Below are 20,153 nucleotides of genomic sequence, written 5' to 3' on the forward strand. Positions count from 1 at the left end.
GGCTTTTTTTGAAGCTATTATTAAGCTTTACCGATTAATCCACGTGCTACGATTTCTTTCATAATTTCATTTGTACCGCCGTAAATACGTTGGATACGGGCATCTACAAAGAAGCGTGAAATTGGATATTCAGTCATATAACCATAACCACCAAACAGTTGTAATAGGTTATCCGCCACCTTCATTTGCATATCTGTACTAAAACTTTTCAGTGCTGCAGCCGTCTCAACATCAAGTTTACCTTCTTGATATAAAGCAACATTTCGCTCATAGAAAGCTGTTGTCGCAAGCTCATCAATTTTTGCTTGTGCTAAAACAAAACGAGTATTTTGGAACTGTGAAATAGGTTGACCAAATGCATGACGTTCTTTTACATAAGCGGTTGCCAAATCAATTGCACCACGAATAGCGCCGACCGCTGTCGATGCGATAGCCGTACGTTCGCGCGGTAATTCTTGCATTAAATAAGCAAAACCTTGTCCAGCTTGTCCGAGTAACTGGTTTTTAGGAACCTTAACATTATCAAAAAATAGCTCAGATGTGTCTTGAGAATGCAGACCGATTTTGTCGAGGTTGGTACCTTTTTTAAAACCTTCTAGATGAGTATCTACCAATAATAACGACACACCTTTTGCACGTGCTTGGGGATCAGTTTTTACTGCAAGCACCACAAGGTCAGCATGTTGTCCATTTGAAATAAATGTTTTTGAACCATTTAGCAAATAATGGTCATCTTGCAAAATGGCGCTAGTACGCATTGATTGTAAATCCGAACCCGCTCCAGGTTCAGTCATACCAATTGCACCAACCACTTCACCTGTCACCATTTTCGGTAACCAATATTGTTTTTGCTCTTCTGTCCCGATGTGCAAAATATACGGTGCAGCAATCTCAGAGTGACAAGAAATAGCAGTTGATAATGCGCAAAATCCAGCACGAGCCGATTCTTCAACTAACATTAATGAATAATACGTTGGGACGCCATAACCACCATATTCTTCTGGTACATCCACACATAAAAAGCCATTTTCGCCCAGTTGAGACCAAACTGAACGTGGCATAATTCCTTCACGTTCCCATTGGTCATAATGTGGAGCAATATGCTCATTCATAAAACGTTTAAAATTATCACGGAATAATTCTAAATCTGCATCATATGCCAACATAATATTTTCCTTCGGCTTTATTGTTTTATCGAATCTCATTGCTGTGCATGCTAATCATTTTTTACACAACTGTCATGGCTTAGCTGCTCATTTAAACTGTACTTTTCAGTCAGCCAATAAAAAAGGAAGCCAAAGCTTCCTTTTTTTATATAGGTAGATCCGAATTAATCTAAACCTTCTGCAACCTGAGGATTTTTTGGAGCCAACATTTTTCTGTCAACTTCATCTGGGTTGTTTAAAGCATCATTGAGCTTATCTTTGTCTAAAGCACCCACCCATTTTGCAACTACAATCGTTGCCAAAGAGTTACCAACAAGATTGGTTAAAGCACGTGCTTCTGACATGAAGCGGTCAATACCTAAAATCAATGCCAAACCAGCTACCGGAATATGTCCTACTGCAGATAAAGTTGCTGCCATAACAATAAAGCCAGAGCCTGTTACACCCGCTGCACCTTTAGATGAGATTAGAAGTACCAACAACAAAGTAATTTGATGTTGAATATCAAGCTGTGTATTCGTTGCCTGAGCAATAAAGATTGCAGCCATAGTCAAATAGATTGACGTACCATCAAGGTTAAATGAATAACCTGTTGGAATAACTAAACCAACAACCGACTTTTCACAACCTGCAATTTCAAGTTTACGGAGCATGCGTGGTAAGACCGACTCAGAAGAAGATGTACCAAGTACAATTAATAACTCTTCACGAATCAGGCGAATCATTTTCAGAATACTGAATCCACTAATGCGGCTGATTGTACCCAAAATTAAGAAAATAAAGAGTAAACACGTAATATAGAAGCAGATAATGAGCTGGCCTAACTGTACCAGTGAACCTACACCATATTTACCGATAGTAAACGCCATTGCCCCAAATGCACCAATTGGCGCAAGCTTCATAATCATATTCACAATGTTAAAGAACACGTGTGCAATTTGATCAATTAACTTTAAAACTGGGCGTCCTGCATCACCTAACTTATGAAGCGCGAAACCAAATAGGATTGCAAAAAGAAGGACCTGTAAGATTTCACCATTTGCAAATGCACCAACCACCGTATCCGGGATGATGTGCATCAAGAAATCAATGGTAGATTGTGACTCACCAGAAGTGACGTATTTTTGGATACCTGAAGTGTCCAGAGTTGCAGGATCAACATTCATTCCTACGCCTGGCTTTGCAATGTTAATCACCACAAGGCCAATCAGAAGCGCGATTGTTGAAACGATCTCGAAGTATAACAATGCAACACCGCCAGTTTTACCAACTGACTTCATACTTTCCATACCAGCAATACCACTTACTACTGTACAGAAAATAACAGGTGCGATGATCATTTTAATCAAACGAATAAAAGCATCACCTAATGGCTTGAGTTGCTCACCTAAACCTGGAATATGTTGTTCAACACCATTAACAATTTGCGTTGTACTTGGTGAGAAATGCCCTACCAAAACACCCGCAATAATCGCAATAATCACTTGAAAATAAAGTGATTTATAAATCGGTTTTTTAGCCATAACTTTACTTCAATCTATATTTCCAAGTCCGTTGGAAATATCAAAATGAAACGTCTATTCTTTACGAATACACAGCCCTAACCTTTCACATGAACACCGCAAAAGGGAAATGGTTTTTTAGAAACAAAAAACCTTCCTACTACCTCAATGAAAACAAAAAACTGTTTTCTAAAACAGGAGAATACCTGAAGTTTCTAACTACTTTGAGTAGCTAGAAATAACCTCTTACTTTTTCAATAAAAAGCTGAAGATATAGGAGAATCACAGAAAATTATGATATGAGTGCTCAAAAAAGCACATGAAGTTTACTCGAATTAAATAACGATTCGATTAAAATTTTGGCTAATACGCACAAAAAATACTCATGCAGCCTTAAGACTTTAGTATGAGAAACACTTTTGATATTTTTTCATCAGTTTTTTATGTCATATTGATAAGTCCTTGTAGACATTTCATTTTGAGCTGCCTACTCCCCTTATTTTTACTGTTTTGAATTGCCATGAATACTAAACGTAATATCTATAAAGATGCCGAACATCCCTTTGCTCAATATGTCCGTATTTTAGGTAAGGGGAAAACTGGATCTCGCTCACTGAGTTATGAAGAAGCCTATCAGGCTTTTACTATGATTTTAAAAGGCGAAGTTCTTGACGTTCAGTTAGGTGCTTTTTTAATGCTGCTACGTGTTAAAGAAGAATCGATTGATGAACTTGCAGGTTTTGTACAAGCCACCAAAGACCAGCTTCATTTTGCATCTTTAGAAGTTGACTTAGATTGGTCATCTTATGCTGGTAAACGTAAACATTATCCTTGGTTTTTATTAGCGGCTCTTACCCTTGCTCATCACGGTTATAAAATCGTAATGCATGGCGCTTCCGGACATACCATTAACCGAGTTTATACCGAACAAGTTTTGGAATATTTAGATTATAAAATTTGCCATTCTGAACAAGAAGTTTGCACCCAATTGGCAGAACAAAATTTCGCTTACCTACCCTTAGAAGTAATTTCACCGGTTTTAAGCGAACTAATTTCTCTAAGAAATGTCATGGGTTTGCGTTCGCCTATTCATACTTTAGCCCGTTTAATTAATCCTTTTAACGCTAAAGCCACCTTACAAGCCATATTCCATCCTGCTTACAGAACTTCCCATCAGCATAGTGCACTTCGCTTAGGCTATCAAAATAGCGCAGTTATTAAGGGCGAAGGCGGCGAATTTGAGCGAAACCCAGACGCAAAAACGCTGATTTGCGGAATTAAAAATGGTGAACTCTATGAGCATGAGTTGCCAAAGCTTACGCCTGAACGTAGCCCAATTGAAGAAGAGTTAGACTTAGCAACCTTTAAAGCTGTCTGGCTTGGGCAACAGCATCATGAATATGGGGAAATGGCCGTAACAGAAACCATGGGTATTGCGTTATATACCATGGGTGTGGTTTCTAATTTCGAGGAAGCGATGCAAAAAGCAAAAGTATTATGGGAAACACGAAATATAAACTCAGAAAGCTAAATATAGTCCATACAGCCTTATATAGCATGTTTTTCCTATATCACTGCATATAGGCTTTTATTACTTTTGAAGGATCAAAAGTAACCAAAAATCCTCTGTATCACTGACGATACTTCCTTGTATCGCAGTGATACGGGCGACATCCATGTCGCCCACACGATAGCAAATACTAACTAAGATTTATTCTAAAAGTGATTTTAAACAAAACGAATCGGTTTAAATTCAGGCTCATGCTTGTGATGATCATCTTCACAAACCTCGCCCTCTTCTTTTGTACCACGGTCAATATAACCACTACGCTGTTCTTCTGGTAAGTTCTTTAACTCCCAAGCAATAACAGCTTGCATACATGTTTCACGCTGTTCTTTCGTTAAAGCAACACCATTTGGCCATTTACCAATTTCTACTGCTGTTTTTAAACGCTCTACAATCTCAGGGTTTAAAACAGATAGCATTTGTTCAATATTCATGATTCATCTCTTTGAAAAGATTCAAAATCTTGGTTCCAACCCAATTTGGTACGACAAGCCATATAGAAATCATAACCAGGTGGGTGTAATAAACTTAATTTAAATGGGTGTTTGCGGATGTGCAAACTATCACCGACATTGAGAGAGACACTATGTTGTCCATCTGCACTTACCATCGGTAATACCCGATTTTCGCGAATGACGATTTTAATTTCACTTTGCCCACCAACTACGATTGGGCGTGAAGATAATGTATGGGGATGCATAGGAACTAATGCAATAGCATCCATACTTGGATGTAAAATTGGACCACCACCTGATAAAGCATAAGCAGTTGAACCGGTTGGTGTCGAAACAATTAAACCATCACTATGCTGGCGATAAACATATTGCCCATCGATATTGAGTTCAAAATCGATCATATGTACCGACTTACCAGAGTGTAGTACGACATCATTTAAAGCAATTGCATCATAAATGACTTCACCATTGGTACGTACTTCCATTTCAAGCAAGAAACGGCGATCAAGCTGGAAATGACCTTGTAAAACCTGATCAAGCTTAAAAATAGCTTCCGAAGGCTTAATATCGGTTAAAAAACCTAAACGTCCACGGTTAATCCCGATTACAGGCGTATTGTAGCGCACTAAAGCTCTGGCTGCATGAAGCAATGAACCGTCACCGCCTACAACAATCACCAAATCAGCGACTTCACCTAATAAGTGACGACTAACGACTTGCGCATGATCATAGGGCACTAATTCGGCAGTTTCCTGATCAAAAATGGGGTTTAGGCCTAAACTTAGCAAATGGTCATGAATTAAACATAGTGTTTCTACAACTGATGATTTATCTGGTCGACCAATTAACCCGACGTTTCTGAAGGACTTATGTGAAATTTGCACGAATGAGTAAGCTCCGCTGCGATTCTACGCTATCATAACATTAACCAGATTAATTTAAAAAAACATAACAACAAGATACTGTAAAATTCAATCTAAGTTTTCCATTTATTCACAGTTTTATCATTGCAAATTGATGACAAGCTATCGCATCATTAACGCATTGTTTAGGGTTTTATCTCATTTATATGAAGTTTGAACGTGGTATCGGTTTCTTCGCGCTAATTTTTTCCATTTTGGTGATTGGTGCTTTTATTGCTCTTAGTATCTATCTGATTCGTTTAGATAATATTATACGTGAAAAATTTGAAGGACAGCGCTGGGACATTCCGGCCAAGGTGTTTGCTCGACCTTTGGAAATTTATAATAATGCGCCAATTACTCAAGCAAATTTCACCCAAGAATTAAAATTACTAGGTTACAAAACTTCAAGTAATTATGACAAGTCTGGAACCTATGTTGCTCAAGGCAGCAACATGTATGTCCATACACGTGGTTTCGACTATGGCGACAGCGTAGAGCCTGAACAGGTTTTAGAACTGAGTTTTGCAAACGACCAAGTTGTAGAAGTTCGCAGTACAAAACCGTCATCAACTGGGGTTGCCCGTTTAGAACCTTTATTAATTGGGGGCATTTATCCTCAACATAATGAAGACCGCGTTTTGATTAAGCTTAATAGTGTTCCTAAACCACTTATTGAAGCTTTAATTTCTACAGAAGACCGTAACTTTTATCATCACCACGGTATTTCAATTCGTGGTACAGCACGTGCTTTGGTAAGTAATGTAACTGGAGGACGTCGCCAAGGTGGTTCGACCCTCACCCAACAGTTAGTCAAAAACTTCTATCTAACTCCTGAACGCACACTTAAACGTAAAGTTAATGAAGCATTAATGGCTTTACTTATTGAGTTGCATTACAGCAAAGATGAAATTTTAGAAGCATATTTAAATGAAGTGAATTTAGGTCAAAACGGTAACTATTCAATCAATGGTTATGGATTGGCCTCTCAGTTTTATTTCGGTTTACCACTACGTGAGCTTAATGTTGCACAACAAGCTTATTTAGTCGGTTTGGTTCAAGGTCCATCTTTATATAACCCTTGGAAAAACCCTGAAGGGGCAAAAAATCGTCGCGATACAGTATTAAATAACATGCGTGTCATGGGGTATTTAACTCAAGCAGAGTATGAAACTGAAATTGCGCGCCCTTTAAATGTTCTAAGCAAGCCAAGCCTAGGTCCAGCAAAATTCCCTGACTTTTTAGATATTGTGCGTCGTCAATTACGTACCGAATATCAGGAAAGTGATTTAACCAATCAAGGATTACGTATTTTTACGACCTTGGACCCAATTGCTCAAACACAAGTTCAAAACGCCTTTAAAGCTTCTGTAGAGCGCTTAGCTAATAGCAACCCTGCTCGCTTGAAAAACCTTCAAGGGGCTGTACTGATTGCCCATCCTGAAAATGGCGAATTAATTGCAGCTGTCGGGTCAACGCAAGACTTTACTGGTTTTAACCGTGCCTTAGATGCAAAACGCCAAGTCGGTTCTTTATTGAAACCTGTCATTTATTTGAGCGCAATTGAATCTGGACGTTATAACTGGGCAAGCCAGATTGAAGACGCTCCAATTAGCGTTCCAGTAGACGGCGGTAAAAGTTGGACACCGAAGAATTATAGCGGCGGTGGACATGGAATTGTGAGTTTAAGTGAAGCCTTAGCAAATTCTTATAACCTTTCTGCTGTGCGCTTAGGTCAAGAGTTCGGGTTATCTACATTTACCAATAACTTAAGAAAATTTGGTGTTGAATCGACAATCCCGGCCTACCCTTCTATTTTCCTGGGTGCAGTTAATATGTCACCAATGGAAGTACTTGGTATTTATGAAAACTTTGCTACAGGCGGTTTCAAATATCCGACTCGTGCGATTCGTTCTGTTGTAGATGCAAATGGACGTTTACTTGATCGTTATGGTCTAAACGTACAACAAACCATTGATCCATCTGTCGGTTATATCATGAACTATGGTTTACAACAGGTCATGTCATCAGGTACAGGACGTGCAGCCTATAACAGCTTATCTCCAGCTTTAAAATTAGCGGGTAAATCAGGTACGACTAACGATACACGTGACTCATGGTTTGCTGGCTATTCAGGTAATCATGTTGCAGTAGTATGGTTAGGTTTAGATGACAATAAAGTAACTGGTTTAACAGGTTCATCTGGTGCATTACCAGTATGGATTAATGTGATGAAACAATTACGCCAGACACCAGTAAACTTACGTCAACCAGACTCTGTACAATGGCAATGGATTGACCGTGCATCGGGTGACTTATCGGCACAAGCTTGTGATGGTGCCATGTATATTCCAATGCTAGCGCATACAGTCCCACATCGTGCTACGCCATGTGGAGCACCGTATTATCAAGTTGATCCAACATATACGCCACAAAGTGATAACACAATTCCTGAGCCTCAGGATGATAATACCGACAGTTATATTCGTGAAAGTGAAAACCAGATGGAACAAGATCTGTCGAATAACACACGAATCATTTCAAGTGGTAGTTATAACAACTAAGCGTTAACAGGAAACAGGATATGTTAAAGAAAGGTGTTTTTTATATTGGTGCTGTACTTATGGTCGGCTGTACAACTTTACCAGATCATTCAGCTCCAAAAGAGAAAACACCTCCTGTTTCTGAAAAGAAGAAGTCCGAGTCCTCATCTGGTGTAAAAATTACACCTTATGATCATCCGGAAATTCAACGAAAAAGCTTACAAGTAATTGTTCCTCAGCAGAAAAAGCCGCAACGCTTTAATGATGATGGAAGCCAGTTACCCGCTTTTAAAACTTTAATGCAAAAAACCGAGCAGGCTTACAAAAACCAACAATGGTCCGAGGCTGAGCGCTACGCTCTTCAAGCACAGCGTTTAGCGCCACAGGCAGCCGAGACCTATTTATTTCTGGCATTAACTGCAAATCATAAACAGCAATATTCTAACGCTGAGTCTCTTGCAAGACGTGGTTTAAGCTTTGCGCAGAGTCAAGCCATGAAAAAACAACTTTGGTTGGTCATTTTAAAAGCTGGACAACAGCGCAATAACCCAAAAACTGTTCAAGAAGCACAACAAGCATTGAAAGCTTTCTAGCTTTTAATGCTTTATTTCTTATTAAAAATTACGAATACCCGCCAAGCCATATGCACCATGTTGTTGTGCTGTGGCTAAATCCTCAGGACTCATGCCTCCCAAAGCAAATACGGGAATTTGGCACTTCTCAACTAAATCAGCAAAACGATCCCATCCTAATGCACTAACTTCCGGATGAGTAGCCGTCACTTTTACAGGACTAACAAAAACGGCATCACAGCCAATTTGCTGAGCATGTTGTAAAGAAACTGCATCGTGACAAGCAGCAATAAAACGTACTCCTACCTCTAAGTCACCTTTATGTAAACTCATGAGCTGAGATTGTTTTAAATGAACAGTCTTGATCTGTTTTTTTAACTCGGGGTTCAATTGCTGCCAAATATCTACATTTATAATTAAATTTGATCGTTGCCCTTCATCTAAGGCCGTTAATTGTTCTACTTCTCGCGGGCCAAATTCATCTTCTATACGCCAATACAATAAAGCATTACTATTTGCTACAGATGTAAGTGTATGGCTAATTTTAATAAAATGAGGCCAATATAATCTTTTAATAATGTCTTTATTAGCTTTCGGGAAGTTTAGGTGAAGTAGCTGTTCACGTGTGTACCATGTCCAAGGCTGATGAATAAGATTTAATAACTCATCAGGTACATAACTATGGAACAAATGAAGGTTGACGATAATGTCATCATATTCATGGTGAATATAATCAAATTGATGCCAATCTTTTAAACCAATACCGACTTCTTCATAAATTTCACGGCGGCAGGCTTCTTCAGGCATTTCACCCTGCTCTACCTTTCCACCAGGAAACTCATGCTTTCCACCTTGATGCTGCTGTTCACCACGCCATCCCACTAATATTTTTCCACGATGAATTAAGATAGCTATTGCGACATCGACAATCGGTTTGGGCATTTTTCTACTCACTAAAATTTTTCACAAGTGTAAGCAAATTTTATCAATTTATAAAATCTTTAAAATCTCATTGACAGATCTATTCGATAATGATTATCATTTAAATCGTTCAAGAATATACCACGGAGCACAACAAATGAACGCACCTTTTAGCTTATTTACACGCAATACAGATTCAGCTCATGCCTTACCAATGCTGCATTCTAACAACCTATTCGCCTTAGGTCGTGAAATTCGAATTATGCATGCTGGCGAGGAATATCGTTTACGCCTTACTCGCAATAACCGTCTCATTTTAACTAAATAAGAACGATCCTCGCGTTTCAATAATATTCGTGGGAAAACAAAAAATGGATAGCATGGGCAACCATGCTATTTTTGTATTTCACGGTTAAAAGGTAGTATTACTTCAACTTTTAAGCCACCTTGGCTTGCATGCATAAAATGTAATTCCCCACCATGGAGTTGAATAATTTTTTTAGTAATTGATAACCCTAACCCTGAGCCTTGTTGCTTTGTCCCTAATACACGAAAAAAACGCTGTCCTAAACGCCTTAAGACCTCATCATCCACACCATTCCCCGTATCTTCTATAGAAATCTTCAGCTTTTGCTGGTACTGGCTTAGCTCAACATGAATAGCACCCAAAGCCGGACTATAACGAATAGCGTTATCAAATAGATTTCTAAAAGCAATAAACATGAGCTCTTCATTTGCAAATGTTTTGGTTTCATTTGACAGAATGTTTGTCTCAATTACCATGTGTTTGGCTTGTGCATCAATATTTACTGTATCTATCACTCTAGCTAATACATGATTTAAATCAACGACACTCTTAGAGAGTTCTAATTGCTCTGTTTCATTAGGTTCCAAGCGAGCGAGTAACAATAAATTTTCCAGTATTTTTGTACTTCTTGAAACGTCTTCTTGAATACGCTCAAAATCATGATCAAGCTCTGGAATATGCTGATATTTCCGTTGCAACACCTGAAGACGCATTTGTATGGCTGATAAAGGTGAACGTAATTCATGTGAAGCATCTGCAGTAAAACGCTGTTCAGCAACCAGTGCCCTTTGTAGCCTTGCAAGTAGCTGATTTAAAGCATCAATCACAGGCTGAATTTCTGTAATAACATCTGGTTCTTGAATTGGCTCTAAGTTTGAGGCAGTTTTTTGAGCAATACGTTTAGAGAGTAAATTCAGCGCAGCCAATTGTTGTTCGGTACGCCAACTTACAATAACCCACTGTAGTAACCAGAACAGCACCATAAGGCCACTATATCCAGCAAGTGCTTTCAATACCTCTTCAATGCGTGTACTAATGGGCTGAAAAACTTCAACTTGTAGTTGAGAATCTTCTTGTTGTGCAGCCAGACTACGCCATAATTGGCCATCAAACCAAAAATATGAAAAACCTTCTGATAAGTTACCTTTTTCAAAAAGTTCATGCTGATAGGTATGAGAATGGGTAAGCACCTGACCTGTATCTAATAACTCATATTGAATATCAAACTCATCACTCAGCTCATCAAACTGCTTCATCGAGTGTTTAGAAAGGTCAGAAACCAGTAAGGTATCTGAAATTTCATCCATGATTTCATCTTGTACTGACATGTTGTGATAAATCGAAAATATAGTGAGTAAACTTAATGCCAGTAGCCCCACCACAATACTGCTCCACATGGTGGTTTTAACCAGTTGTGACTGCAAGGATGAACGATTTGATCTCATTTTAAGTCTCCCATACGGTAGCCTAGCCCCCGTATGGTTTTAATACTGCTGCTTCCGATTTTCTTTCGAAGTTGGTAAATAAAAACTTCGATTGCGTTACTCTCGATTTCCTCGCCCCATGCATAAAGTGCTTCTTCTAATTGATCACGGGTAATAATATGCTCAGGATGAACCATAAGTTTACGTAATATTTGAAATTCTTTTGCTGTTAAATCGATAGTTTTACCAGCACATAATACAACTTTCGCTTGTGTATCAAGTTGCAAATCACCCCAAGTTAAAATCGATTGCTGACTCAGAGTTTGTTTACGTAATTGAGCACGGATGCGAGCCGATAATTCTTCTAGGCTAAATGGTTTAACCAAATAATCATTTGCACCTAAATCAAGCCCTTCTACGCGGTCATGAATACTGTCACGTGCAGTAATAAAAATCACGGGAACGTTTTTTTGTTTGTGGCGGATGGTTGTTAAAACTTTTTCACCAGCCAGTTGGGGCAAGCCCCTATCAAGCAAAATGCAGTCATAATCATGCTGCTCAATTGCTGTAAGGGCATAATCACCTCTTTCGACCCAGTCTACTTGATAACCGTCTAATTCTAACCATGATTGAATACTTTCAGCTTGAGAGCGATCATCTTCTGCAAGCAAAATTCTCATCTGTTTTTCCTGTTATATCCTGATTGGATGTTGCCAAGTCTTTATAAAAAAAGCAAAGCCGCATGATTTAAATGCGGCTAAAAGGAATAAATGTAGAAATTAATTTATTAGAACTGGACCTGATCCACATCAATTTCTACACGTTTTAAAGGCTTATAATCTATGTCTACTTCACCAATTAAAGTCACATTTGTATTGGCTGAAACAGGACGTCCTTGCCAAAGCTCATCATCTACATCAATTGTAATGCTACCGCTCTTATCGCGGAATTGATATTTTTCATCACCTAAAGATTTTACGACCTGACCATGTAATTTTACAGGCGTATTATCTTTTGATGCTAACGCTTGTTTCACTGTAGTAACTGTCGCTGGAGCAATAGCTGCCTGATTCACAGGCGTATTTGCTACAACCACACCCGCAGTTGCCATACCCGTAGTCATCAAAATTACTTTAAGCATTTTCATAAAATTACCCTCTGTTATTTGGTTTACCCTTGGAATAAAACAATTACGCCATCGATAGATGAGGTGAATCTTAAGAAAAATTTAATTTAATGGAACAACTCGCAATACCTCTTCCAAGGTGGTCAAACCTTCAATAACTTTGCGAGCTCCTGCAATTCTTAAAGGCTCTACACTTTCTTTTTTAGTTTGACTTCTTAATTCATTTAATGTCGCATGACTGCTAATAAGATGCTTAAGCTCAAGACTAACTGGCATAAACTCATAAATGCCGATTCGACCTTTATAACCCGTATGCCGGCACTCTTCACAACCTACCGCCCGATAAACTTTTTCTGGCATTTCCATAATGTAGTCAAATGTTAGGTGCTGCCATTCATCTTCATTAATATGAGTTTGTTGTTTGCAGTTTGGGCAAAGCTTACGCACTAAGCGCTGTGCCAATACACCTAAAATAGTCGCGGCTGTTAAAAATGGTTGTACACCTAAATCATGTAAACGGGTCAAACTAGACGGCGCATCATTGGTGTGTAAAGTTGATAATACCAAGTGGCCTGTGAGTGCAGCCTGAATGGCCATATTCGCAGTATCTTGGTCACGAATTTCCCCAATCATAATAATGTCTGGGTCTTGTCGCATAAGCGCACGCACACCATCTGCAAAGCCCAGTTCAATTGCATGATTGACCTGCATTTGGTTAAAACTAGGCTCTAGCATTTCAATCGGATCTTCAATGGTACAGACATTGACCTGCTCGGTTGCAAGCTGTTTTAAAGAAGAATATAACGTTGTAGTTTTACCAGAACCTGTTGGCCCCGTAACTAAAATAATGCCGTGACTATTTTGCGTAATACGCTGCCATTGCTGTAATAAAGACTGGTCAAAACCCAATTGCTGAAAGGAACGTACTAACACATCTGGATCAAAAATACGCATAACCAGTTTTTCACCAAACGCTGTTGGTAAGGTAGATAGACGTAGTTCGGTTTCTTGGCCTTTCGGCGTACGTGTTTTTAATCGACCATCTTGCGGTTTACGCTTTTCTGCTACATTTAGCCGCCCTAAAATTTTAATCCGAGAAATCACGGCGGTCAGAGTATTTGAAGGCATGTTATAAATGGTATGTAAAACACCATCGATACGGAACCGAACTTTGCCATTGTCTTTACGCGGTTCCATGTGAATGTCACTGGCGCTCTGTTCAAATGCAAATTGCAATATCCAGTCGACCAATTTCACAATATGCTGATCATTGGCATCAGGGTTTTGGCTATCACCAAGTTGTAAAAGCGCCTCTACACCTTTGTTATCACGGTCATGAGCCGCATCTTTTTGAGCTGAGTTTACTGCTCGGCTGACTTGATAATATTCTCGTAAATAACGTTGTAATTGCTCGGGGTTGAGAAATACACGTTCAATTTTTTTTGGTGCTAAACTCTTCTCTAGATTATTTAGCCAGTCTGTTTGAAAAGGCTGGTCTGTTCCTATCACAATTCGGTCCGCATGGACTTCTACAGCTAAAATATGATTACGGATCGCAAACTCTTGCGACATGACTTGAGTTAAAGCACTCACATCTGCCTTTAAAGGATCAATCACAAATAAAGGTAATTGCGCCCGATCTGCAAACCATTGGCACAGACGGTTTAAACTTAAATGTGCTTGTACATGGTGTTGGTCTTTTAAATTAAAATGTGCAATCCACTGTAATGGATGCCATTTCAACTGATCTTTTTGCCTATTTGTGGTTTGTACAAGTAACTTATCTCGTTCAGTGATACGGCCTTCTTGTAATAGTTGTTCTAGACACCAATGTGTGTCTATTTCTACATGTATATTCATGTGTTTTCCCCAATATATTTTTATAATATATCAGAGAAGGTTTAGATTTAGCCCGTCTAAAAAACCCAAGTTTAGCTTTTAAATATCTTTGAACTTCAAATAATTAATCCAATTCTCAACTTAGTATTTTTTTGTGTCGTAGATCATATTTATAAAGATGCTTATTGTGATAGTTTGATTAAAAAAGAGACTAGGCTCAATACAAGAAAAAGCATAAACTAAAATGGAATACATGATTTTTAAATGACTGACATCTACATATAACAATAAACCAAAGAGGAAGTATTATGAATCTTCCAATGACAATGTCATTACAAACCGTATCTTTTGAAGAGTTTATTACCACCATTGCGGCTGCATTAGGCTGCGGCTTATTGGTAGGTCTGGAGCGCGAACGAAGTAAGTTAAAACACGAATATAAAACTTTCGCAGGTTTTCGATCTTTTGCAATTAGTTCTCTACTCGGAGCAATTTGTTTTTTATTTGGTCCCGCAATCGGGATTGTAGGCGCTCTACTTATAGGCGCGATCAGTATTGTATCTCTTAAAAATCAACCAAATGACCCCGGTGTCACCACAGAACTTGCCTTTATTATGACTTACTTTATTGGGGCACTTTGTATCTGGAATATTTCTTTAGCTGCGGGACTCGCCGTCATCATGACGATTATTTTATTAGCAAAACAATCAATGCACGGCATTGCCAGTCAATGGATTACCGAATCAGAGTTGCGCGACGGGATTTTTTTACTTGCTCTACTTCTAATTGCTTTACCCTTAGTTCCCAATAAACCTTTTTGGGGACCCGTTCTAAACCCTCATGTGATTTTAAAGTTACTGACGTTGATTTTATTTGTACAAGCCCTCGCACATATTGCAAAGCGGCTTTTATCCTCTAAAAATGCCTTATTACTTTCTTCTTTAGCCTCGGGTTTTGTTTCAAGTACTGCCACCATCGCGAGTCTAGGCTTAGAAGTACGCTCTGGTCGCGCGAATGCAAAAACAAATGCAGGTGCAGCGTTAATGTCATGTGTTTCCACATTGGTACAAACCTTAATTATTGTCATCGGTATAAGTTTGGCGTGGTTCAAACTCATTATATTTCCAACGCTCATTGCATTGGCTTTTTTAGCGGTATGGGCCTTCATTCTATTACGTAAGGCAGAACCCAGTACGACTTCATCTGAACTCGATACCAGAATGTTCAGCTTAAAAGAAGCGATTATTATTGCTGGGACACTTACGCTCATTCAGGCAGGGGTTTATGGTCTAAGCCTATATTTAGGTAATGCAGGCTTAATCGCAGGGACACTACTTGCCTCTTTGTTCGAAATACATGCCGCTATTGCAGCAGTGATTGTACAAGGTGAACCAAATAACTCTCAGACGTCGTTATTAATCGCGTTCATGGGTGGCTTTGCTGTTCATGCAATTGCCAAGAGCATTAACTCTGCCATTTCGGGTGGACTGCATTATGCCCTTGCTTTCATACCTGCCCAAATTTTGCATATGACAATATTTATTAGCTTGCTCTGGATGAACATACATTGGTTCTAAAATTTATTACACGAGCGATGTGTCTTTCACCATATCAACAACTGTAATGACATTGCCATTAACTTTAAAATGAATATCAAAATTCGAAAATTTCATTTTATAGACTCGTTCAGGGTCTTCTTGATAGGCAGGTCTAGGATCTAATGACAATACTTGTTCTAATTCATCAAGATATTGTGCATTAATTTCTTTATTTTTAAAAAGAGACTGCTGGGTAGACAATGCATTTTCAGACCATAAGACCGATTTTCGTTCTGGTTCGGCCTGCGCATAACCACTTTGAGCATCAACAATAGCATCTGAATATTGAATATAAGGCTTAATATCTAAAATTGGCGTGCCATTTAATAAATCACTGCCAGTAACATAAACTCTTAATGATTTACCGACTTTTTCAACCTTGTTTAAACGTACTACAGATAAGCCTATAGGTGCTGGACGATACATACTACGTGTTGCAAACACACCAATTTTTTCATTGCCCCCTAGACGTGGTGGGCGAACTTGAGGCCGAAATTTAGTTGCAGTCTCCTGATTTTTATTGTCATGAAACTGCCAGATGAGCCAAAGATGACTAAATTGTTCGATTCCCTCAAAAGCTAATAAGTCATTATAAGGTTCTACCATTTTGATATAAGACTCGATATTGACCAAATTAGGCTGACGTGGAATACCAAATTTTTCTCGAAAAGGTGAGCACATGTGCCCGACTATTGGGAGGGTGACAGAATTCATCATCACTTTTTCTTATAAACACAATTAAATATATTCAGTTTATCGGGAATGAAATTAGATTAGAATAGCAACCTGTTTTCTTTTAATCGTGATCGAGACCTTTAATGGCTGCTTTTAACGTTGAACGCATTACTCATGTGCACCACTGGAATGACACCCTTTTCAGTTTTAAAACTACACGCGACGCTAGCTTACGTTTTAAAAATGGTCAGTTCGTGATGATCGGACTTGAAGTGAATGGCAAACCGTTAATGCGTGCATATTCGATTGCAAGTGCGAACTACGAAGAAGAGTTAGAATTCTTCTCGATTAAAGTACAAGACGGTCCTTTAACTTCGATTTTGCAAAAAGTACAAGTTGGCGACGAAATTTTAGTTTCTAAAAAACCAACAGGTACATTGGTTCATGATGACCTTTTACCTGGTAAAAACTTGTACCTATTATCTTCTGGTACTGGTCTTGCTCCATTCTTGTCAATTATTCGTGACCCAGAAACTTACGAACGCTTTGAAAAAGTAATCGTAGTTCACGGTACACGTTATATTTCTGAATTAGCTTATCAAGACCTAATCTTGAACGAATTACCAAACAATGAGTTCTTTGAAGAATTAGGTATTAAAGACAAACTTGTTTACTACCCTACCGTTACTCGTGAACCTTTCCATACTCAAGGCCGTGTAACAACTGCAATTGAAACTGGTGCTTTATTTGAAAAAATTGGTTTACCACGTTTCAACCGTGAAACTGACCGCGCAATGCTTTGTGGTAGCCCTGCATTCTTGAAAGATGTTGCTGCGTTACTTGACCAACACGGTTTAGTTGAATCACCTCGTATGGGTGAAATGGGCGACTATGTCATTGAACGTGCGTTCGTAGAAAAATAAGATTTTTTCTAATTAAAAAACCGAGGCAAAGGCCTCGGTTTTTTATTTCTGTTTTTACAACTTAATCGTACCGTCGATACAAGTAACAGCAGCTCCACCCACTAAAATTTTATCTTGATGTAATTCAAGTTGAAGCTGTCCTTCACGCCCTAAAGCTTGCCCCTGAGAAGAAAGCACCACATCATTTTGCGCAGGCAAAATACCATGGTAACGAATGAAAGATGCCACGCTACCATTACCGCTACCACAAACAGGATCTTCGTTAACTCCATATGCCGGAGCAAATGAACGAACTTCTATGCGCTTTTGCTCATTACTTTCTTCATAAAATCCATAAATTGTAGAGCCTGTTACTTTCATCTCTAAACTAAATTGCTTTAAAGCATTTAGATCAGGCTGACTTGCCAAAACAGCCTTAGCATTAACAGCTTGCAATACAACCCAGCGGGCTCCGACATCCACCAATGCGGCATTCCATTGAGTATTGATTTTACATTTTAAAATCTCGGCCAACTTCTCAGTTTGCAGTGCATCTAATAGTGTAATTTTAGGTTTAGGTAACTCAAAGGAAATATGATTTGAGTCATTCACGGTCAGCGTCACCAAACCAGCAGCGCACTGCTGTACCAGCTGACCTTCTTTCGCTTTAATTAGACCTGCCTCAAGCAAAGCATAGGCTGTACCAATGGTAGGGTGTCCTGCAAACGGCAACTCACTTTGTGGAGTAAAGATTCGAACCTGATAGTCAGCTTGTGAATCAGTGGCTGGCAATACAAATGTGGTTTCAGAAAGATTGGTCCAGTTCGCAATGGCTTGCATCTGCTCAGACGTTAAGGTACTGGCGTCCATAATGACCGCAACGGGGTTTCCTTTAAATGCTTGTGAAGTAAAAACATCAACTTGTTTAAATGCAACAACAGACATAGACCACTCCTACTGATTTTGTAATTTAAAATATGGCTTTAAATCCTCACCATTTTTTGATCTTACTGTTTTATTTTTAATGGTCACAGTATCAGTTAATATGAAAAATAACAGACACAGTTCTTAAAACTAAATCCTCCATTAAAAGCATTAATCTAAATTAATCACAATATTTGAGTTAAATATGAGATCACTATAAAGTGTATCCATTGCTTTTGCTTTTTAATAAATTGATATGTACAAATATAAAAAGTGAGTGATGACCTTACTCTTCAAATTCAGAATGGCAGGCAACCTGTGGGTTCTCGGTTGCCATCAATTCGAGACTGTGCCCAACATTATCAAGTTAGTATTAACACCGTAAAGGAAGCTTATCGGAAGCTTGAAGACCAAGGTTTAATTTCTGTTCGCCCACAGTCTGGCTACTATGTTTGTCATGCACCTTCAAACTTGCCAGATCTTGAGGAGCGTTATATCAGTGAAGAAAAAGTGCCCCTTTCAGGAATTAGCTGTTTTCTCGCTCAAATTGTTAAAAAGCAGATGGACCCCGACTATATCAATTTGGCCCTAGCTTGCCCATCTGGTGAAAACTTCTACCCGATTGAACGCTTAAAACGCTTAACTGCTCAAGTTTTACGGACACAGCCGGATATTTTTAAAAGCTATACTTTACCGCCCGGCTCTATACGTTTACGTACTCAAATTGCTAGACGTAGTTTACAGCTTGGTATGTTTCTATCCGCAGATGACATTGTGCTGACTCATGGCACCATGGAGGCTTTAAGTCTCGCGATTATGGCAACCACCCAAGCAGGTGACAGCATAGCGCTTGAGATCCCTACTTTTCATAACTTATATCCACTTCTTCAGAATTTAGGACGAAAAATTGTAGAAGTGCCGACTTCGCCGCATACAGGGATGTGTCTAGACGCACTTGAAGAACTCTTAAAATCTCAAAGCGTACAAGCCATATTAACTATTCCAACGGGACATAATCCTCTTGGTTTTAGCATGCCTGAAAACAACCGACGTCGTTTAGCAGAGCTCGCTAATCAATTCCAAATTCCTGTTATTGAAGATGCGATGTATGCCGAATTACAACTCACCGAGCCTCTTTTGCCCAACATTAAGGCATTTGACCAAAATGGATGGGTTTTGGTCTGTGGCAGCTACACCAAAACTGTGGCACCCGACTATCGAATTGGTTGGCTAGAAGCTGGACGCTTCCGTAATATTGTACAGCAGCTTAAATTTACAACCACTGTTGCCGAGCCAGCTTTACTCACAGAAACGTTGGGACTTTTTTTAGAAAATGGCGGATATGATCTACATTTACGTCAGCTCAAAAAACGCTATCAACAACAAATTGACACCATCAAATCTTATATTTGTCGTTATTTTCCAGTCGGTACTCGAGTCAGTCGTCCACAAGCAGGATTTATTTTATGGTTAGAGCTACCCGAATCAATTGATACCCTAGAACTGTTTCATCAGGCCATGGATGAAAAAATCTTATGTATGCCGGGAATTTTGTGCTCGGCTGATAAACGTTTTAGTCATTGTTTACGTATTGCAGCTTGTTTTGAGTTAAATCCTAAAATGTTAAATGCTTTGATGCGTTTAGGAGAGTTAGCAAAAAATATGCTACCTGTACAAAAAGATATAGATCAAATCCCTACTAATTCAGTAGGTTGAATCGAAAATATAGA

Annotated in this window: 17 protein-coding genes and 1 pseudogene; 7 read left to right on the plus strand and 11 right to left on the minus strand. The window is 38.9% G+C overall.

The window, feature by feature from the left end:
- Positions 1-20 precede the first annotated feature (20 nt).
- Together KNQ97_RS02890 and KNQ97_RS02895 are read right to left on the minus strand one after the other, a co-directional pair.
- Entirely contained in the window at positions 21-1,166 is a 1,146-nt protein-coding gene (locus tag KNQ97_RS02890) for an acyl-CoA dehydrogenase family protein (protein ID WP_000881868.1), read from the minus strand.
- A gap of 164 nt (positions 1,167-1,330) precedes the next feature.
- Complete coding sequence (locus KNQ97_RS02895; protein ID WP_001085436.1) at positions 1,331-2,689, minus strand: dicarboxylate/amino acid:cation symporter; 1,359 nt, start codon at positions 2,687-2,689, stop codon at positions 1,331-1,333.
- A gap of 499 nt (positions 2,690-3,188) precedes the next feature.
- On the opposite strand from KNQ97_RS02895, the gene KNQ97_RS02900 reads away from it, so the two are divergent.
- Positions 3,189-4,199 carry a glycosyl transferase family protein gene (locus tag KNQ97_RS02900; protein WP_253611792.1) on the plus strand — a complete coding sequence of 337 codons (1,011 nt, stop codon included), beginning with the start codon at positions 3,189-3,191 and terminating at the stop codon, positions 4,197-4,199.
- A gap of 197 nt (positions 4,200-4,396) precedes the next feature.
- On the opposite strand, the gene KNQ97_RS02905 is transcribed toward KNQ97_RS02900, so the two are convergent.
- Together KNQ97_RS02905 and KNQ97_RS02910 are read right to left on the minus strand one after the other, a co-directional pair.
- The gene (locus KNQ97_RS02905) at positions 4,397-4,669 is read right to left on the minus strand and encodes a YeaC family protein (RefSeq protein ID WP_001019667.1); all 273 of its coding nucleotides are present in this window, start codon (positions 4,667-4,669) and stop codon (positions 4,397-4,399) included.
- Complete coding sequence (locus tag KNQ97_RS02910; protein WP_001167242.1) at positions 4,666-5,574, minus strand: NAD(+) kinase; 909 nt, start codon at positions 5,572-5,574, stop codon at positions 4,666-4,668. The genes KNQ97_RS02905 and KNQ97_RS02910 overlap by 4 nt, the downstream gene beginning before the upstream one ends.
- Before the next feature lie 185 nt (positions 5,575-5,759).
- Here KNQ97_RS02910 and mrcB point away from each other — a divergent pair, with 185 nt between their 5' ends.
- Both mrcB and KNQ97_RS02920 read left to right on the plus strand, forming a co-directional pair.
- The gene (gene mrcB, locus KNQ97_RS02915; RefSeq protein ID WP_000667412.1) at positions 5,760-8,156 is read left to right on the plus strand and encodes a penicillin-binding protein 1B; all 2,397 of its coding nucleotides are present in this window, start codon (positions 5,760-5,762) and stop codon (positions 8,154-8,156) included.
- Positions 8,157-8,176: 20 nt separating this feature from the next.
- The gene (locus KNQ97_RS02920) at positions 8,177-8,728 is read left to right on the plus strand and encodes a tetratricopeptide repeat protein (protein WP_000913439.1); all 552 of its coding nucleotides are present in this window, start codon (positions 8,177-8,179) and stop codon (positions 8,726-8,728) included.
- Positions 8,729-8,749: 21 nt separating this feature from the next.
- Here the strand turns inward: KNQ97_RS02920 and KNQ97_RS02925 are convergent, their stop codons facing one another.
- Positions 8,750-9,649, minus strand: a complete 900-nt coding sequence (locus KNQ97_RS02925; protein ID WP_253611793.1) for a thiamine phosphate synthase — start codon at positions 9,647-9,649, stop codon at positions 8,750-8,752.
- A gap of 136 nt (positions 9,650-9,785) precedes the next feature.
- Here KNQ97_RS02925 and hemP point away from each other — a divergent pair, with 136 nt between their 5' ends.
- Positions 9,786-9,956, plus strand: a complete 171-nt coding sequence (gene hemP, locus KNQ97_RS02930) for a hemin uptake protein HemP (RefSeq protein WP_000993415.1) — start codon at positions 9,786-9,788, stop codon at positions 9,954-9,956.
- A 65-nt stretch (positions 9,957-10,021) separates the two neighbouring features.
- Here the strand turns inward: hemP and KNQ97_RS02935 are convergent, their stop codons facing one another.
- The 4 genes from KNQ97_RS02935 to KNQ97_RS02950 form a co-directional block, all read right to left on the minus strand.
- Positions 10,022-11,380 (minus strand): cell wall metabolism sensor histidine kinase WalK, encoded by a 1,359-nt coding sequence (locus KNQ97_RS02935; RefSeq protein ID WP_001257359.1) that lies wholly within the window; start codon positions 11,378-11,380, stop codon positions 10,022-10,024.
- Positions 11,377-12,039 (minus strand): response regulator transcription factor, encoded by a 663-nt coding sequence (locus tag KNQ97_RS02940; protein ID WP_001221449.1) that lies wholly within the window; start codon positions 12,037-12,039, stop codon positions 11,377-11,379. Before KNQ97_RS02940 ends, KNQ97_RS02935 begins: the two co-directional genes overlap by 4 nt.
- Positions 12,040-12,146: 107 nt before the next feature.
- The gene (locus KNQ97_RS02945; RefSeq protein ID WP_114198020.1) at positions 12,147-12,506 is read right to left on the minus strand and encodes a NirD/YgiW/YdeI family stress tolerance protein; all 360 of its coding nucleotides are present in this window, start codon (positions 12,504-12,506) and stop codon (positions 12,147-12,149) included.
- Between the two features lie 81 nt (positions 12,507-12,587).
- Complete coding sequence (locus tag KNQ97_RS02950; RefSeq protein ID WP_001020908.1) at positions 12,588-14,345, minus strand: GspE/PulE family protein; 1,758 nt, start codon at positions 14,343-14,345, stop codon at positions 12,588-12,590.
- 287 nt (positions 14,346-14,632) lie between these two features.
- On the opposite strand from KNQ97_RS02950, the gene KNQ97_RS02955 reads away from it, so the two are divergent.
- On the plus strand, positions 14,633-15,901 hold the full coding sequence (locus tag KNQ97_RS02955) for a DUF4010 domain-containing protein (RefSeq protein WP_001052946.1): 1,269 nt from the start codon (positions 14,633-14,635) through the stop codon (positions 15,899-15,901).
- Positions 15,902-15,907: 6 nt separating this feature from the next.
- On the opposite strand, the gene tsaA is transcribed toward KNQ97_RS02955, so the two are convergent.
- Entirely contained in the window at positions 15,908-16,636 is a 729-nt protein-coding gene (gene tsaA / locus KNQ97_RS02960) for a tRNA (N6-threonylcarbamoyladenosine(37)-N6)-methyltransferase TrmO (protein WP_253611950.1), read from the minus strand.
- Between the two features lie 104 nt (positions 16,637-16,740).
- On the opposite strand from tsaA, the gene KNQ97_RS02965 reads away from it, so the two are divergent.
- Positions 16,741-17,520 carry a ferredoxin--NADP reductase gene (locus KNQ97_RS02965; protein ID WP_000718711.1) on the plus strand — a complete coding sequence of 260 codons (780 nt, stop codon included), beginning with the start codon at positions 16,741-16,743 and terminating at the stop codon, positions 17,518-17,520.
- Between the two features lie 54 nt (positions 17,521-17,574).
- Here the strand turns inward: KNQ97_RS02965 and KNQ97_RS02970 are convergent, their stop codons facing one another.
- A complete protein-coding gene (locus KNQ97_RS02970) occupies positions 17,575-18,444 on the minus strand; it encodes a PhzF family phenazine biosynthesis protein (RefSeq protein ID WP_000117591.1) in 870 nt (289 codons plus the stop codon).
- A 229-nt stretch (positions 18,445-18,673) separates the two neighbouring features.
- On the opposite strand from KNQ97_RS02970, the pseudogene KNQ97_RS02975 reads away from it, so the two are divergent.
- Positions 18,674-20,139, plus strand: a pseudogene (locus tag KNQ97_RS02975) (PLP-dependent aminotransferase family protein).
- Positions 20,140-20,153: the final 14 nt, after the last annotated feature.

It is taken from the genome of Acinetobacter sp. UC24323, assembly GCF_024151445.1.
Lineage (GTDB): Bacteria > Pseudomonadota > Gammaproteobacteria > Pseudomonadales > Moraxellaceae > Acinetobacter > Acinetobacter baumannii.